Source organism: Kribbella sp. NPDC023972 (assembly GCF_040639075.1).
Taxonomy (GTDB): Bacteria; Actinomycetota; Actinomycetes; order Propionibacteriales; family Kribbellaceae; genus Kribbella.
The window spans coordinates 118,358-135,198 of the sequence record NZ_JBEZZH010000005.1 but is presented as its reverse complement, the minus strand read 5'-3'; the positions used below and the strand labels follow the sequence as shown (position 1 = coordinate 135,198).

Annotated in this window: 12 protein-coding genes; 5 read left to right on the top strand and 7 right to left on the bottom strand. The window is 66.3% G+C overall.

What is annotated here, in order from left to right; all coding sequences use genetic code 11:
* Nucleotides 1–31: 31 nt before the first annotated feature.
* From ligA to AB0F43_RS21185, 7 genes are all read right to left on the bottom strand, one after another.
* Nucleotides 32–2,029: an NAD-dependent DNA ligase LigA gene (gene ligA / locus AB0F43_RS21215; protein ID WP_360479205.1), complete on the bottom strand. Its 1,998-nt coding sequence runs from the start codon at nt 2,027–2,029 to the stop codon at nt 32–34.
* 249 nt (nt 2,030–2,278) lie between these two features.
* The gene (locus AB0F43_RS21210; RefSeq protein WP_360479202.1) at nt 2,279–3,259 is read right to left on the bottom strand and encodes an ABC transporter substrate-binding protein; all 981 of its coding nucleotides are present in this window, start codon (nt 3,257–3,259) and stop codon (nt 2,279–2,281) included.
* A 40-nt stretch (nt 3,260–3,299) separates the two neighbouring features.
* Nucleotides 3,300–4,295 carry an ABC transporter permease gene (locus AB0F43_RS21205; RefSeq protein WP_360479199.1) on the bottom strand — a complete coding sequence of 332 codons (996 nt, stop codon included), beginning with the start codon at nt 4,293–4,295 and terminating at the stop codon, nt 3,300–3,302.
* A 3-nt stretch (nt 4,296–4,298) separates the two neighbouring features.
* The gene (locus tag AB0F43_RS21200) at nt 4,299–5,882 is read right to left on the bottom strand and encodes a sugar ABC transporter ATP-binding protein (protein WP_360479196.1); all 1,584 of its coding nucleotides are present in this window, start codon (nt 5,880–5,882) and stop codon (nt 4,299–4,301) included.
* Between the two features lie 133 nt (nt 5,883–6,015).
* Nucleotides 6,016–6,843 (bottom strand): trypsin-like serine protease, encoded by an 828-nt coding sequence (locus AB0F43_RS21195; RefSeq protein ID WP_360479193.1) that lies wholly within the window; start codon nt 6,841–6,843, stop codon nt 6,016–6,018.
* A gap of 197 nt (nt 6,844–7,040) precedes the next feature.
* Nucleotides 7,041–7,817 (bottom strand): FadR/GntR family transcriptional regulator, encoded by a 777-nt coding sequence (locus tag AB0F43_RS21190; protein ID WP_360479190.1) that lies wholly within the window; start codon nt 7,815–7,817, stop codon nt 7,041–7,043.
* Nucleotides 7,814–9,133 carry an L-fuconate dehydratase gene (locus AB0F43_RS21185; protein WP_360479187.1) on the bottom strand — a complete coding sequence of 440 codons (1,320 nt, stop codon included), beginning with the start codon at nt 9,131–9,133 and terminating at the stop codon, nt 7,814–7,816. The genes AB0F43_RS21190 and AB0F43_RS21185 overlap by 4 nt, the downstream gene beginning before the upstream one ends.
* Before the next feature lie 140 nt (nt 9,134–9,273).
* Here AB0F43_RS21185 and AB0F43_RS21180 point away from each other — a divergent pair, with 140 nt between their 5' ends.
* The 5 genes from AB0F43_RS21180 to AB0F43_RS21160 all read left to right on the top strand — a co-directional run bounded on the left by AB0F43_RS21180 (nt 9,274) and on the right by AB0F43_RS21160 (nt 16,840).
* Entirely contained in the window at nt 9,274–11,646 is a 2,373-nt protein-coding gene (locus AB0F43_RS21180) for a glycoside hydrolase family 95 protein (protein WP_360479184.1), read from the top strand.
* A gap of 28 nt (nt 11,647–11,674) precedes the next feature.
* Nucleotides 11,675–12,667, top strand: coding sequence for an ABC transporter permease subunit (locus tag AB0F43_RS21175; protein ID WP_360479181.1), 993 nt, complete (start codon nt 11,675–11,677; stop codon nt 12,665–12,667).
* Complete coding sequence (locus AB0F43_RS21170) at nt 12,664–13,614, top strand: carbohydrate ABC transporter permease (RefSeq protein WP_360479178.1); 951 nt, start codon at nt 12,664–12,666, stop codon at nt 13,612–13,614. The genes AB0F43_RS21175 and AB0F43_RS21170 overlap by 4 nt, the downstream gene beginning before the upstream one ends.
* Nucleotides 13,615–13,648: 34 nt before the next feature.
* Nucleotides 13,649–15,340 carry an ABC transporter substrate-binding protein gene (locus tag AB0F43_RS21165; protein WP_360479175.1) on the top strand — a complete coding sequence of 564 codons (1,692 nt, stop codon included), beginning with the start codon at nt 13,649–13,651 and terminating at the stop codon, nt 15,338–15,340.
* A 66-nt stretch (nt 15,341–15,406) separates the two neighbouring features.
* Nucleotides 15,407–16,840 carry an alpha-L-fucosidase gene (locus AB0F43_RS21160; RefSeq protein ID WP_360479172.1) on the top strand — a complete coding sequence of 478 codons (1,434 nt, stop codon included), beginning with the start codon at nt 15,407–15,409 and terminating at the stop codon, nt 16,838–16,840.
* The last annotated feature ends 1 nt before the right edge of the window (nt 16,841 follow it).

Sequence of the window (16,841 nt, the reverse complement as noted above, 5' to 3'; positions counted from 1 at the left end):
GTGAGTCGTCCGGCGGATCCCTGCTGGAGGTTCAGCGGGGGAGCAGGTCGGCGGCTTGGAGTTGTTGCCAGATCTCGGACTGATCGACGACGGTGACGCCGAGTTTGTCGGCCTTGGTGAGTTTGGCGGCGCCGACGTCGGCGCCGGTGATGAGCAGGTCGGTGCTCGCCGAGACCGACGAGGCGATGGTGGCGCCCGCCTTCTCACAGAGTCGCTGGAAGGCCGGGCGGGCGACCTTCTCGCCGGAGCGTGGGTCGCTGATCGCGCCGGTGACCACCACCGTCTTCCCCGCCAGTGGCGCACCGGCTGCGACGACCGGTGGGAGGTCTTCCTCGCGCACGTCCAGCGAGACACCGGCCGCTCGGAGCCGTTCGAGCTCGGGCCGTAGCCGGTGGAGATGCTCGATCAGCGAGGCAGCGACCTTCGGCCCGATGTCATCCACGGCGACGAGCCCGTCGACGCCTGCGTCGGCGACCTCTTCCAGTGAGCCGAAGCCCGCTCGGCACAGCCTGGCCGCGGTGCCTTCGGAGGCCATCGGGATCGCGAGCCCGATCAGCGCCCGGCGGAGGCCGACGTGGCGGCTCGTGTCGATCGACTCGATCATGCGGGCGGCCGAGATCTCGCCGATGCGGTCGAACTCCAGCAGCCGGTCCTTGGTCAGCTGGTAGAAGTCCGAGGGGTTTTCGAGTATCCCCGCCTCGGCGAGCCGTTCGATCCAGACGCCGCCGATCGCGTCGATGTCGGCGGCCGCCCGGGACGCCCAGTGGATCAGCCGCCGTACGGTCTGGGCCGGGCAGGCCACGTTGGTGCAGAACAGTTCGCGGCTGTTGCCCTGCTCGGTCAGTGCCTGCTCGCACGATGGGCACACTGTCGGCGGCACGATGTCTCGCTCCGCACCCGTGCGCTTGGAGGCGTCGAGCACGCCGGCGACGAACGGGATCACGTCACCGGCGCGGCGTACCAGGACCGTGTCGCCGATCTTGATCCCGCGGGCGCGGATCACTTCCTGGTTGGCCAGCGTCGCGCGGGTGACCGTCGTACCGCCCACGAAGACGGGCTCCAGCCAGGCGACCGGCGCGATCTTGCCGGTCTTGCCGACGTCCCAGACCACGTCGGCCAGCACGGTGGTCTTCTCCTCGGCGGCGAACTTGAACGCCAGTGCGCCGCGCGGCGAGCTGGACCGGGTGCCGGCGGCGGCGAAGGCGTCGCGATCGGCCAACCGCAGTACGGCGCCGTCCAGGTCGTAGTCCAGCTCGTTGCGTTGCTGCTCGATCGTGGTGATCACCGCCTGCGCGGCAGCGGCGTCGTCGCAGTGCCGCATGTCGGCGACGGTGAATCCCATCGTCTGCAGTGCGCGCTCGAGATCGGCGTCGGTATTGTCGCGGTCGCTGAGCAGGTCGAAGGCGAAGAACTGCAGGCGCCGCTCGGCGACGGTGGCCGGGTCCTTGGCGCGCAGCGTGCCGGCGGCGGCGTTTCTCGGGTTGATGAGGGGTTTGTCGGGGTGAGCGGCGTTGTAAGCGGCGAACGTGGAGCGCAACATGACCGCCTCACCGCGGACCTCGATGCGGCCCGGTACGTCGAGCCGGTCCGGGACTCCGTCGGTGAGTGCCCGTACGAGCGGGGTCACGTCGTCGCCGGTCGTCCCGTCGCCGCGGGTGATCGCTCGTGCCAGTTGCCTGTTCTCGTAGACCAGCGCCAGTGACAGGCCGTCCAGCTTCGGCATGACTACTACCGACTGGCCGGGAAAGCGGCTGAAGAAGGCCTCCACCTGTTCGGGGCGGGTCGCCTTCTCCAGTGACAGCATCGGCCGCGAGTGCCGGACCGGCGCGTGCAGCACCGCGGGCGCACCCACCTGCTCCAACGGATTCGGGTCGGGCGCCAGCTCAGGATTCGCGTCGATCAGCGCCCGCAGCTCGTCCTCGATCGCGTCGTACTCCGCGTCGGCCACCACCGGCGAACCCCGGTAGTAGGCGTCACGCAGCACCACGACCTGATCAGCAAGTTCCTGAATGCGCTCCCCAATGTCCACGGCCCAGGACACTACCCGCGTGCCCCGACAAAACCGCGCTGGTCGGGGCAGTTGTGCTCGCGCGAGCCCTCTGAGAACGCCCGGACCTCGGTCAGTGGGGGAACCGCCATCTCGTCTCGCCGAAGGTTTTGCCCTTCTCCCATCCGAAGACTTTCGAGGGATTCAGTCATCTACCGGCGTCAAGCGCAACGGTCGCTGGCAGATGAACGACGAGCACCTCCTAACCGGCCGTCATGTCGGTGTCGGACGTCATTGGTAGAGGACGGCGGCGATCTTCGGGTCGTCGATGTTGGTCTTGTCGTACCAGAAGAAGCCCGTGTCGATGACCTTCGGCACGCTCTCGCCGCGGATCACCTTCATCGCCGCGGCGACGGTTTGCTCGCCGATGCCGACCGGGTTCTGGGTGATCGCTCCGGCCATCGTGCCGTTCTTGATGGCGTCGATCTGGGCCTTGCCGGAGTCGAAGCCGACGATCTTGATCCCCTTCTTGCCGGCTTCCTCGACACCCTTGACGACGCCGATCGCCGAGCCTTCGTTGGCGCCGTAGATACCGGTCACATCCGGGTTCGACGCGATGATCGACTTGGTGATGTCGGCCGACTTGGCCTGGTCGCCACCGCCGTACTGGGGCGGCAGCAGGGTGATGCCCGGCGCGTTCGCCTTCATCCACTCGACGAAGCCGTCCCGCCGGTCGATCCCGGTCCTGCTGGTCTGGTCGTGCACGACCAGCGCCACCTTGCCCTTCCCGCCGAGCAGTTCGGACAGGTGCTTCGCCGCCTCGGCGGCCGCTGCCTTGTTGTCGGTGGCAGCCGTGGTGACCGGGATGTCACCCTCGACGCCGGAGTCGAACGCGATGACCGGGATGTTCCGCGACTTCGCGTCCTCCAGCAGCGGTGCGGCGGCCTTGCTGTCCAGCGCGGCGAAGCCGAGTGCGTCCGGGTTCTTGGCGATCGCGTTGGTCAGCATGGTCACCTGGGACTCGATGTCGGCCTCGGTTGCCGGGCCTTCGAAGGTGATCCGCGCGTTTTCCTTCGCGGCCTGCTGCTCGGCGCCCTTCTTCACGGCCTGCCAGAACTGGTGCTGGAAACCCTTCGAAACGATCGCGATGTATTTCTGCTCATCGCCACCGCCACCGCCACCTGCGCCGCCGTCCCCGTCGCCGCCGCACGCCGCGAGCGACAGCGTCATCGCGGCGGCCGCCAGTGCCGCCCCGAACTGCCTTCTGTTCATGTCGATCCAGCTCCTTGTCCGGTTGAGGCTCGCGGATCCGTCAGACCTGCTTCTTGCGCATCATGTCGGCGTAGACCGCGACCAGGATGACGCAGCCGAGGATGACGTTCTGCCACTCCTGCGGGATGGACATGATCTGCAGGCCGTTGTTCAGCACCGAGATGATCAGCGCGCCGATCATGGTGCCGACGATTGATCCCTTGCCGCCGGCCAGCGACGTACCGCCGATGACGACAGCCGCGATCGCCTGCAGCTCGTAGCCCATCCCGGTGGCCGGCTGCGCCGATCCCAGCCGGGCCGAGATCATCACCCCGGCGAGGCCGATGAACAGGCCCGCGAAGGTGTAGACGATGATCTTCCACTTCCGTACGTCGATACCCGACAGCGCGGTCGCCTCCTCGTTGCTGCCGATCGAGTACGTGTACCGGCCGAGGATCGTCTTGTTCAGCAGCACGGCCGCGATGACCGCCATCACCGCGAGGACGATCACCGCGTTGGGGAACTGCGGGATCAGGTTGCCGCGGGAGATCTTCGAGTACGCCGGGACGTCGTTGAAGTAGATCGGCGTGCTGTGCGAGAGCACCAGCGCCAGCCCTTGGGCGACCAGCATCATCGCCAGGGTCGCGATGAACGGCGGGATCTTCAGGATCGCGACGTTGAAGCCGTTGATCAGCCCGAGGAGCCCGCCGAAAAGGATCGTGCCGAGCACGCCCAGGACCAGCGGAATGTCGAGGTTGACGATCATCACCCCGGACATCACCGCGCACAGGGCCATGCCGGTCCCGATGCTCAGGTCGATACCGCCGGTGATGATGACGAACGTCGTACCCAGCGCCAGGGTGCCGATCACCACGGTCGAGTACAGGATCGCCAGCACGTTGCCGTAGGTGAGGAAGTTCGAGTTGGCGATCGAGAAGACGACGAAGATGACCAGCAGACTGGCGAACGCCAGGAACTGCTGCAGGCGATCTCGCAGGCTGACGGTGACCCCGCCCGCGACCGGCTGTGTCTCTGTTGTTGCTGTGGGAGTGGTCATCGGCTACCTGCTTCCGTCAACCGTGCCGGCCGGACCCTCGAGCTCGAGACCGAGCTCCGCCGCGTCCTCGGGGTTCTCGTCCGGCCGCAGCGTCGCGTAGTGCATGACTGTCTCCTGCGTTGCCTCGGCGGCACTGAGCGTTCCGGTGACGCGGCCCTCACTCATCACGACGATCCGGTGCGCCATCCGTAGCACCTCCTCGAGCTCCGACGAGATCATGATGATCGACTTGCCCTGGGCCGCCAGGTCGTTGAGCAGCCCGTAGATCTCCTCCTTGGCGCCGACGTCGATACCGCGGGTCGGCTCGTCGAAGATCAGGATGTCGCAGTTCTTCAGCAGCCACTTGGCGATCACAACCTTCTGCTGGTTCCCGCCGGAGAGGTACTTCGAGGTCTGCAGGATCGACGGGGTCTTGATCCGCAGCGAGTCGACGTACTGCCGGGACTTCGTCCGCATCGCCCGGTCCTTCATGAACCCGAACGACGAGAACAGCTCGCTCAACGAGCTCACCGTGATGTTGGCGTTCACATCCTGCTCCAGCATCAGGCCGAAGTGCTTACGGTCCTCCGACAGGTAGCCGATCCGGTGCTTGGCGGCATCGGCCGGGCTCTGGATGCTGACCGGCCGGCCGCGAACTCTGACGGTGCCGCCCTCGGCCCTGTCGGCGCCGACGACAGCCCGCGCCACCTCGGTGCGGCCGGCACCCATCAGGCCGGCGAAGCCGAGGATCTCGCCCTCGCGCAGCTCGAAGCTGACATCCTTGAGCAGCGCCCTGGTGGACAGGCCCTCGACGGAAAGCAGGACCTCACGGTCCTCCCGCACGCCCTCGGGCCGGGCGTCGGTACGGAGCGCGCGGCCGACCATCAGGCCGATGACCTCCTTCATCGACGTGGTGGCGGTGTCGACCGTGGCGACGTACTGGCCGTCGCGCAGGACCGTGATCCGGTCGGCGATCTTCTTGAGCTCGTCCATCCGGTGGGAGATGTAGATGATTCCGGTGTCCTTGCTCTTGAACCGCCGGATCAGAGCATGCAGGGTCGCCACCTCGGCCTCGTTCAGCGCGGCCGTCGGCTCATCCATGATCAGCACGCGGGCGTCGTACGACAGTGCCTTGGCAATCTCGACCATCTGCTGCTTCGCGACCGTCAGGCCGCCGACGGGGGATCGGGGCTCGAGCGGGAGCTGGAGGCGCTCGATCAGCTCGGCGGCCAGCGCGTTGAGCCTGCGCTCGCTGAGGAAGAAGCCCCCGGTCCGAGGTTCGCGGCCGATGAAGATGTTCTGCGCGACCGTCAGGTCCGGCATCAGGTTGAACTCCTGATGGATGATGCTGATGCCCAGCTCCTGCGCGTGCCGCGGGCTGGCCGGCTCGAATCGCTCACCGTTGAGGAAGAACTCGCCTTCGTCGGCGGTGTAGATGCCGGACAGCAGCTTCATCAGGGTGGACTTCCCGGCGCCGTTCTCACCGACCAGGGCCAGCACCTCGTTGTGGCGCAGGTCGAGATGCACGTCAGCCAGCGCCTTCACCCCGGGAAAGCTCTTGCTCACGCCCTCCGCCCGCAGCAGGACTTCGGCGCTGTCCAACGTCATGACTCCACTGCACCACCGGATCGGACGTCTGTCATCAGGTTCGGCGAGTCTGCGTCGTGCCGGTCACAACACACCCGCCGAGCAGGCCGTATCCCTTCGCCTCATCCGCCCCGAGCACACGGTCAGTGATCGATCAGTCGAGGAATGAGTTGATCCAGGCGAGCACCGCGGGGATGTCGACCCGCTGCGAGTACGTCACACCGGCACAGTTGAGGTTGGTCACGTACGAGTTGACCGCGAGAACCGTGTCGCCGTTGTTCGACAGCACCGGACCGCCGGAGTCTCCGAAGCAGGTACCGCCCTTCCCCTGACTGGGATTCGCAGTGACCCGGATGAACTCCGCACTGTGGACGAACTGCCCGGACACGAGCTGAGCATCGGCGAACAGCCGGACTCTGAGGCCGGCCCAGACAGGCGGGCCACCTCCGCGGATCCTTTCCTGCACTCCGTAGCCGACCAGATCGACGGCGGCCCCGCGAGGCAGCGTGTCGACGTAGCGGGGCGCGGGGAGTTCGGCGTACTCGGACACGACGCTCGTCGGCACCGGCTCGCTCAGCACGACGATGCCGACGTCCCGGGTGGCGAAACCTGGCAGGCCCGGTCCGCAACCGATGCAGAAGTCCGGATTGGTGTACGGCGTCCCCTCGTACGACGTCGCGCCGCCCAGCGGGTACTCCGGATTGGTCTGAACGTTCTCGTCGAGCCACAGGCGCGCGCGTACGGCGCCATCCGTGCAGTGCCCGGCAGTGAGTACGACGGTCGGCGACAAGAGGCTCCCACTGCAGCGCCAAGCCGGTTGCACGGTGCCGTCGACAACCGCGTCGAACACCAACAGACCGACATACGGATGCCGGCCGTTGTCGGGTTGTCCATTGGTGATCGCGCCTGCGGGTGCAGTGGGTAGCAGCGCGGTGACAGACGCGAGCACGAGGACGAGGAACAACCTTCTGACTGATCTCATGGGTGACCTCCCCTAGACGATCGCAGCGTAGGTCTGAACGTCCCAGCAGCGGAAGATCCCACCTCCTGTTCGTGGGTGGTGATCTGCTCGGTGCCGCCGGCGTGACGGCTGTCGCGGACGCCGGTGGGAAAAGGTGCTCGCCGGTCGAGCACAGCGTCAGGTTCGCAGTGTGCCAAACGAAGGGAATCGAGCAGTCGTCACAGATCGGGGCTGGGTGGTCGCTGCCGGAGGTAGTCCTCGACGCCGAACAGGTGGGCGGCCATCCGGACGCGGGCCCGGTCGGGGTCGTGTCCCGCCAAAGCGTCGAGGATTGCCCGGTGCTCGCCGTGGGTGGCTTCGTCGGCGCCTTCCTGACTGATCGAGCGCCAAAGCCGATCACGGGTGGTCCGTCCGCCGAGGGCCTCGATCAAGGCCGCCAGCACCGGGTTGCCGGACGCCTCGGCGATGACGCGGTGGAACGCGATGTCGTTGTCGATCAGGGTCTCGTGGTCCGGCACGCCGTCGGTCAGTTCGGCCTCGGTTCGGCGGAGCATCTCGTCCGCTGCGGCGAGCTCTTCATCGCTGATCCGGGTCGCCGCCAGCCCGGCCGCCTGAGTCTCCAGCATTCGCCGTACGGCGTGCAGATGGTGCGCGCCGCTGTGGTCCTGCAGGTCCACCACGAACCCCATCGGTGCCAGCAGCAACGAGGGGTCGAGGGCGGTGACGTAGGTGCCATCACCCTGCCGGGTCTCCAGCACGCCCATGATGGACAGTGCGCGGACGCCCTCGCGCAGCGGGCCGCGGGAGACCCCCAGTGCCTCGGCGAGGTCCTTCTCGACCGGCAGGCGGCCGCCCGGCCGGAGCACGCCGTCGATGATCAGCTTCTTGATGCCCTGTACGACGACGTCGGTCTGCGAGACACCGACCCGAGCGGCTGACCGGCCGTCGTCCGCCGGGGGTCCCGATTCCCGGCGGGGCCGGGCGTCGGCTGTCATGCCACCGACTCCCCGCTGTCTCGCGATGCCCAGTAGCTTCCGGTCGGGAACGTGTACATAGCGAGTGACGGCCTGCCCATCTCGGCACTGTAGCCTGGCGCGGAAGGCAGCATGTAGGCGCCGTTGCGGACGACGCACGCGTCGATGAAGTGCTCGTGCAGGTGGTCGACGAACTCGGTGACCCGGTTCTCCAGACTGGCCGACACCGCGACGTAGTCGAAGATCGACAGGTGCTGGACCAGCTCGCACAGTCCGACCCCGCCCGCGTGCGGACACACCGGTACGCCGAACTTCGCCGCCATCAGGTAGACGGCGAGCACCTCGTTCACACTGCCCAGCCGGGCCGCGTCGAGCTGGCAGAAGTCGATCGCACCGGCCTGGAAGAACTGCTTGAACAGCACCCGGTTCATCCCGTGCTCGCCGGTCGCGACACCGATCGGCGCCACCGCTTTCCGAACGGCGGCGTGGCCGAGGACGTCGTCGGGACTGGTCGGCTCCTCGATCCACAACGGCTCGAACCGCGCCAGCTCCTTGACCCACTCGATCGCCTCGGGCACGTCCCAGACCTGGTTGGCGTCGATCATCAGATGACCGCCCGGACCGATCACCTCCCGGGCGATCCCGCAGCGCCGGATGTCGTCGGCGAGGTTCGCGCCGACCTTGAGCTTCACGTGTTTGTAGCCGGAGGCAACGGCCTCTTCACACAGCCGGCGCAGCTTGTCGTCGGAGTACCCGAGCCAGCCGGCGGACGTGGTGTAGCACGGGTATCCGCTGGTCTCGAGTTCCTTGATCCGCTGTGCCCGGCCGGGTTCGCGGTCGGCGAGAAGGTCGACCGCCTGCTCCGGGGTGAGCACGTCCGACAGGTACCGCAGGTCGGCGGCCGCGACCAGTTCCTCGGGTGACATGTCGGCCAGCAGTCGCCACAGCGGCTTCCCGGCCCGTCGGGCGGCCAGGTCCCAGACGGCGTTCATGACGGCGGCCAGCGCCAGGTGTACGACGCCTTTGTCCGGCCCGAGCCAGCGCAGTTGCGTGTCCGACTGCAGCTCCCGGTAGATCCCACCCAGGTCCGCGCAGAGCTCGTCGACCACCCGCCCGACCAGGGGGCGGCCACGCTGCTCCGCCGCCGCGACGCACAGGTCGTTGCCGCGCCCGATCGTGAACGTGAAGCCGTGCCCGCTCAGCGCCGGGTCATCGGTGTGCAGGACGACGTACGCGGCCGAGTAGTCGCCGTCCTTGTTCATCGCGTCGGAGCCGTCGCGGGTGAGCGAGGTCGGGAAACGGACGTCGACGACCTCGACCGACGTGATGCGTGGCATGAAACCCCCTGCTGCTCCGATAGATAAGATGATTTGCCGTTCAGACGCGCTTCAGTATGGACCATGTGCCGCCACGACGCTACGATCCCGACAATTCATATGATGATTACGCACCATCACCCGCAATGGAGGTGCCTGGGATGAGCGACCTGGTGGGCTCGGACCGTACGGATGCGACCTGGCTGTACTACGACCGGCCCGCCGGTTCCTGGCTGGAGGCGTTGCCGCTCGGCAACGGCCGGATCGGCGCGATGTGCTTCGGCGGGGTCGGAGCCGACCGGATCGGCTTGAACGACGAGACCCTGTGGTCAGGCGGTCCGGAGACCGCGCGCCTGCTGTCGGAGCCGCTCGGTGCCATCGGATCCGACGCCGTGCAGGCGGTGCGCGCGGCTCTGGCCGCGGGCGACATACGGCGCGCACATGAACTGGCCGGTGGATTCCATTCCGGCTACTCGCAGGCGTACCTGCCGCTCGGCGATCTGCTGCTCGACCTCACGATCGACGGCTCCACGCCGGCCGTTGGGGACGTAACGCAGTACCGCAGGCAGCTCGATCTCGACACCGCGACGGCGCTGGCGGAGTACGAGCTCGGGGGAGTGGCCGTCCGGCAGGAGGTGTTCGTGAGCGCACCGGCCGGGGTGCTCGTCCTGCGCCTGACCACGTCGAAGTCAGCGGCCCTCAGCGTCACCGCGCGGCTCACCTCGCAGCTGCGTTCGCGGCCGCACGTGGCCGGCGACGGGGTTGGACTGTTGCTGCAGGCACCGGCCGATGTCGCACCACCGCATCGCGACGTACCGGAGCCGATCCGTTACTCCGACGGCGCGGATCGCGGGATGTCAGCGGCGATCGCACTCCGCGCGCGGACCGACGGTGAGGTGACCGCCGACGAGTCCGGTCTCACCATCCGGGGAGCCGACGAGCTGATTCTGATCCTGTCCACAGCGACCGGGTATGACGGGCCGTCGTCACCGCCGACGCGGACGGGGGTGGAGTGCTGGGCGGCAGCCGACGAGACCGTACTCGCTGCGCTTGAACGCCCGTACGACGAACTTGTCGCGGAGCACACTGCGGATCACCAGGAGTTGTTCCGCCGATCGTCGCTCGAGCTGACCGGATCGCCAGACTGCGCGGATCTGCCGACCGACGTCCGGCTGACCCAGCATGGCGACGACCCTGCACTGGCAGCGCTGGTGTTCAACTACGGGCGCTATCTGATGATCGCGAGCTCGCGTCCTGGTGGGTTGCCGACGAACCTGCAGGGGATCTGGAACGACATCCTGCGACCGCCGTGGAGCTCGAACTACACGGTCAACATCAACACCGAGATGAACTACTGGCCGGCGGAGACGACGAGCCTGCCGGAGTGCCACGAGCCGCTGCTCGACTTTGTCGGGCGTCTAGCCGAGGCAGGTCGTCGTACGGCGAAGGAGCGGTACGGCTGTGGCGGCTGGACGGCTCATCACAACGCCGACGCGTGGTGCTGGACTCTTCCGGTCGAGGGCGACCCGCGGTGGTCAAACTGGCCGATGGCCGGTGCCTGGCTGGTCCGCCACTTGTGGGATCACTACGCGTTCGGCGGCGATCTGGAGTTTCTCGGCCGGGCCTGGCCGATCCTGCGGGGATCGGCCGAGTTCTGCCTCGACTGGCTGGTCGAGCTGCCGGACGGCAGTCTGGGTACGTCGCCGTCGACCTCGCCGGAGAACGACTACCTGGCCGATGACGGCAAGCCTGCGTCGGTGACGGTCTCGTCGACGATGGACCTCGCGCTGATCGCGGACCTGTTCGACCGGTGTGTGCAGACCGCAGAACACCTCGGGTTGATCGATCCACTGGTCGAGCGTCTCGTCCTGGCCCGCAAGCGGATCCCGAATCCGTCGATCGGTAGCCGCGGGCAACTGCAGGAGTGGGCCGCCGACCTGCCCGAGGAGGACCCGCACCACCGGCACATGTCGCACCTGATCGGTCTCCACCCCGGCGACGCGATCACTCCGGACGGCACCCCGGCCCTGGCGGCAGCCGCCGCGCGCACGCTCGACCTGCGTGGTGACCAGGCCACCGGCTGGTCGCTGGCCTGGAAGATCAATCTCCGGGCCCGGTTGCGCGACGCGGCCGGCGCGCACCGGCTGGTCCGGGCGTTCCTGACGCCGGCCGACGACACCGGCACGGACTACGTCGGCAGCGGCGCCGGCGTCTACCCCAACCTGTTCTGCGCCCACCCGCCGTTCCAGATCGACGGCAACTTCGGTGCGACGGCCGGAATCGCCGAAATGCTCATGCAAAGCCACACGGACGAGATCGAGCTGCTACCGGCCCGGCCGGGCAACTGGCCGACCGGCCGGGTGACGGGTCTCCGCGCCCGGGGCGGCGTCACCGTGGACATCGCCTGGAGCAAAGACGGCACCGACGCGGTGCTGATCGCGGATCGGGAGCAGCAGCGCATCGTGCGCCACGGCGACAAGCGGATTGCGGTCCAGCTGCGCGCCGGCACGCCCCACCGTCTCAGCTTGAGCTGACCAGGCCCTGGAAGGAGGAGACCCCCTTATGGCAGTCCTGACAACCATTCCGCCGCCCGCCGGCGAAGCACCGTCCCGACGGCGACGCCGGCGGCGGCGTGAACGCACCACCATCACCGGTCTGCGGCGTAGCTTGAGTCGGCACTGGACCCTCTATCTCCTGATGGTCGTGCCGCTGATCTGGTTCGTGGTGTTCAAGTACATCCCGATGTCGAACGCGGTCCTGGCGTTCAAGAGTTTCAACGTGATCAAGGGCATCTGGGGAAGCCCGTGGGTCGGCTGGCAGAACTTCGACCTGTTCTTCCACAACCCGGTGTTCTGGACCCTGGTGAAGAACACCTTCCTGCTCTCGGTCTACACCGTGGCAGCGAGTTTCCCGATCGCGATCATCCTCGCGCTTGCCTTGAACGAGATCCGTAACGGTCTCTTCAAGCGGACAGTGCAGATGGTGACGTACGCGCCGTACTTCATCTCCACGGTAGTGGTCGTGTCGATGACGATCCTGGTGCTGTCGCCACGCCTCGGAATCGTCAACGAGGGCCTGGGGTTCTTCGGCGTTCCTGCGATCGACTTCCTCGGGAACCCCGACTACTTCCGGCACATCTACGTCTGGTCCGACGTCTGGCAGACCACGGGGTATTCCGCGGTGATCTACCTGGCCGCGTTGTCCGGTATTGACCCGGCGCTGCACGAGTCGGCCAAGATCGACGGTGCCACCAGGTTGCAGCGGATTCGGCACGTGGACCTGCCGGGCATCATGCCGACCGCGGTGATCATCCTAGTCCTTGCCGTCGGCAACATCATGGCGATCGGCTTCGAGAAGGCGTTCCTGTTCCAGAACCCGCTCAACCTGAGCCAGTCCGAGATCATCGCGACGTATGTCTACAAGACGGGTCTGCTGAACGCGGACTTCAGCATGGCGACGGCGGTCGGGCTGTTCAACTCGGTGATCAACCTCGTGCTGCTGCTGATGGTCAACACGATCGCCAAGCGGATGACCGGGAACGGACTGTGGTCATGAGCGCTGAGAGTGAAGTGAGAACGTTGCCGAGCAAGAGGGTCGAGCGCCGCGCGGCGCGGGCCCGCCGGATCCGCGAGCCGCGGACCGACCGGATGTTCATGTTCTGTGTGTATGTGCTGCTGGCGGTCTTCCTCTTGATCGTGCTGCTGCCGCTGCTGTACATCGTGGCCAGCTCGTTCAGCAGCCCGGCGGCGGTGTCGTCCGGGCGGGTGCTCTTCTGGCCGGTGGAGTTCTCGTTGCGCGGGTACCACGCGGTGTTCCAGAACCCCCAGATCGTCCAGGGGTATCTGAACTCGTTGTTCTACACAGTGGTCGGGACGGTCGTCAGCGTCACGATGACGATTGCGATCGCCTATCCGATGTCGCGATGGACGCTGGTCGGCCGGAACCTCGTGATGACGCTGATCCTCTTCACGATGCTGTTCACCGGCGGCCTGATCCCGACGTACCTGGTGGTCCAGTCCGTCGGGCTGCTGGACACCCGGTGGGCGCTGATCATCCCGCAGGCGATCGGCGTCTGGCAGGTCATCATCGCCCGAACCTACTTCCGCACCGCGATCCCGGAGGAGCTGGTCGAGGCCGCGCAGCTGGACGGTTGCGGTGACCTGCGCTTCCTCTGGTCGGTGGTGATCCCACTGGCCAAACCGATGATCGCGGTGGTCGCTTTGATGTACGCGATCATGCAGTGGAACTCGTACTTCGACGCGCTGATCTACCTCAAGAACCCGGACCTGTTCCCGCTGCAACTGGTCCTGCGCAACATCTTGATCCTGAACACGACCGGCGGTGGGGCAGTCGATGCCTCCGTGGTCATCCAGCGCCAGCAATTGGCCGATCTGCTCAAGTACTCGCTGATCGTGGTGGCGAGCGTGCCGGTCCTGCTGATCTACCCGTTCGTCGCCCGCTACTTCACCAAGGGAATCCTGATCGGCGCCGTGAAGGGCTGATCTTCCGCATCACCTCGACCCTGTGAGGGACCTCATGTCTGTACAGTTCAGAAAGAGGAGGCGTGCCGCGATCGCCGGCATCAGTCTCCTGGCATTCGCGCTTGCGGCCTGTTCCGGTGGCGGCTCGAACGACGAGCAGGGTAAGCCGCTGCCAACGATCACCGGAAATCCCGACGTCACGCTGAACGTCTTCGCGCCGCAGTCGGCCGACACGAACCTCGCCACGAACGACTTCACCAAGCTGATGAAGCAGAAGTTCAACCTCACCATCAAGTGGCAGACCACGACGTTCGACGGCGGTCCGTCGAAGGAGAAGCGGCAGATCTCGCTGGCCAGCGGCGACTACCCCGATCTGTACCTGCTGATCCCGTGGGTCGACCAGTTCACCCCGGCGGAGCTGCTCAAGCTCGGCAACCAGGGTGTCGTCGTACCGCTGAACCAGCTGATCGACCAGTACGCGCCGAACATCAAGAAGGCGCTGGACTCCACGCCGGAGTGGAAGGCGATGGCGACCGCGCCGGACGGCAAGATCTACGGGATGCCGCAGTGGGTCGACTGCTTCCACTGTTCCTACCCGGACAAGCTGTGGATGAACTCGGCGTGGCTGAAGAAGCTGGGCCTCGAGCAGCCGAAGACCACCGAGGACCTGCGGAAGGTGCTCCAGGCGTTCAAGACCCAGGACCCGAACGGCAACGGCAAGGCCGACGAGATCCCGCTCAGCGCGAACGTCCGCGACAGCCTCATCCCGTACTTGATGAACGCCTTCATCTACGACCCGCAAGGGCAAAACAACAGCGGCGGCAACAACGCCACACTGGTTCTCAACAACGGTAAGGTCGACGTCCAGGCGAACAAGGACGGCTGGCGCGAAGGCCTGCGGTACATCAACTCGCTCTACAAAGAAGGCCTGATCGACAAAGGCGCCTTCACGCAGAACCCGGACGCGATGCAGCAGCAGGGCAACCACGGCGGCTCGGTCATCCTCGGCGCGGGCACCGTCATGCACTCGGGCATCTTCGTCACCATCGGTTCGGCGGACGGGCGGGACAAGCAGTACGACGCGGTACCGCCGCTGACTGGTCCGAGTGGCGCGAACTACGCCGGCTACGTCTTCCCGAGCATTCCCGGCGCCACGTTCGTCCTGACGTCGAAGGCCACACCGGAGAAGCAGATCCAGGCGATCAAGATGCTCGACTACATCTTCACCGATGAGGGACAGAACAATGGACAGTTCGGCTCGGAGGGCAAGGCCTGGACCAAGCCCGGTCCCGGCGATGTGGCGCTCGACAAGTCGCTGAAGCCGAGCTTCAAGCAGATCCCGCAGAAGCCCGGCTCGAAGCCGCGGAACTCCGGGTGGGGCGCGCTCGCGCAGTACAACAACACCGCGAAGTACCGCAACTCCGAGGTCATCGACACCGACATCTACTCGCAGGCAGGCTACGAACGCAAGCTGTTCGAGGCCACCAAGCTGTACGCCGGCCACGAAGACAAGGCCCAGATCTACCCGTTCTGGAAGGTGTGGATCGACCCGACCCTCGGCAACGAGGTCGCGACGCTGCAGACCAACATCGAGAACTACATGCAGCAGAACGCGCTGCAGTTCATCACCGGATCCAAGAACCTCGACTCGGACTGGGACAGCTACGTCAAGGGCCTCGACGGCCTCGGTCTCAAGCGCTACCTGGAGATCCAGCAGACCGCCTACGACAAGATGCCCAACAAGTAGGTCGACCCTGGACCGGCCGGAGGACTCCGGCCGGTCCACACTCCCATCACTGACGAGGAACGACCAGTGCCGTTCGATGCATCCTTCGAGTCCCTGTCCACGTTCGAATGCCCTGACTGGTTCCGGGACGCGAAGCTCGGTATCTGGTCGCACTGGGGACCGCAGTCAGTGCCGCGGTACGGCGACTGGTACGCGCGCAACATGTATCGGGAGGGCAGCGACCAATACCGCTACCACCTCCGGACATACGGGCACCCCTCGGAGTTCGGCTACAAGGACGTCGTACAGCTGTGGAAGGCCGAACAGTTCGACCCACACGAGCTGATGGATCGTTTCGTGGCGGCCGGTGCTCGGTACTTCGTGGCGCAGGCCGTGCACCACGACAACTTCTTCAACTACGAGTCGTCCATCCACCGCTGGAACTCGGTGAAGGTCGGTCCGTGCAAGGACATTCTTGCGCTCTGGAAGGCTGCCGCGGACGTGCGCGGGCTGCCGTTCGGAATCACCGAGCACCTCGGTGCCGCGCTCGGGTGGATGGCGGTCAACAAGGGCAGCGACAAGCGCGGGCCCTTCACCGGCGTGCGGTACGACGGAACCGATCCCGCGCACCAGGATCTGTACCTCGACAACAGCCGCTACCTGCCCGCCGAGGACGTCGACGTTCCGAACCCGTGGTACTGCAACGATCCCCAGTGGCACAGGTACTGGCTCGAGGCCGTGACCGAGATGATCGACCGATACCAGCCTGACCTGCTGTATTCAGACGGGCCGCTGCCGTTCGGCGATGCCGGCTACACACCTGGCCTCCGCGCGGTTGCCCATCTCTACAACACCAGTACGCAGGCGTACGGGGCGAACCGTGCTGTTTACCAGCAGAAGGACCGTCGACCTGAGGTGAGCCGGGTCGGTGTGTTGGACATCGAGCGTAGCCAGACCCCCGGCATCCAAGCTGTGCCGTGGCAGACGGACACCTCGGTCGGCGACTGGTTCTACAACGTCCGCGACATCTACAAAACCGCAGAACACGTGATCGAGATGCTCGTGGACATCGTGTCCAAGAACGGCAACCTCCTGCTCAACGTGCCGCAGTTGCCGGACGGGACGCTCGATCTCGAATGCTCGCAGCTCCTCGACGACCTCGGTGCCTGGACGCAGGTTTGCGGCGAGGGCATCTACGGCACGAGACCGTTCCGGGTGTTCGGCGAGGGACCGTCGAGCGTGATCATCGACGGGTTCACCGAAGACCGCGTGAACTGGACGAGTTCCGACTTCCGGTTCACCCGCCGGGACAACACCGTCTACGCGTTCCAGCTGGCGTGGCCTGACGACGGGCGCGCCGTGATTCGCAGCCTCGCAGACCATGAGGCGGTGACCGGCGTCCGGCTGCTCGGCCACGGCCCGGTGCCGTTCGAACAGCCCCACGGCGTACTCGTGGCCCGCCTCCCGGATCGCAGTCCGGTGTCGACCGCTCACTGTCTCGCGCTGGATCTGACAGAGTGAC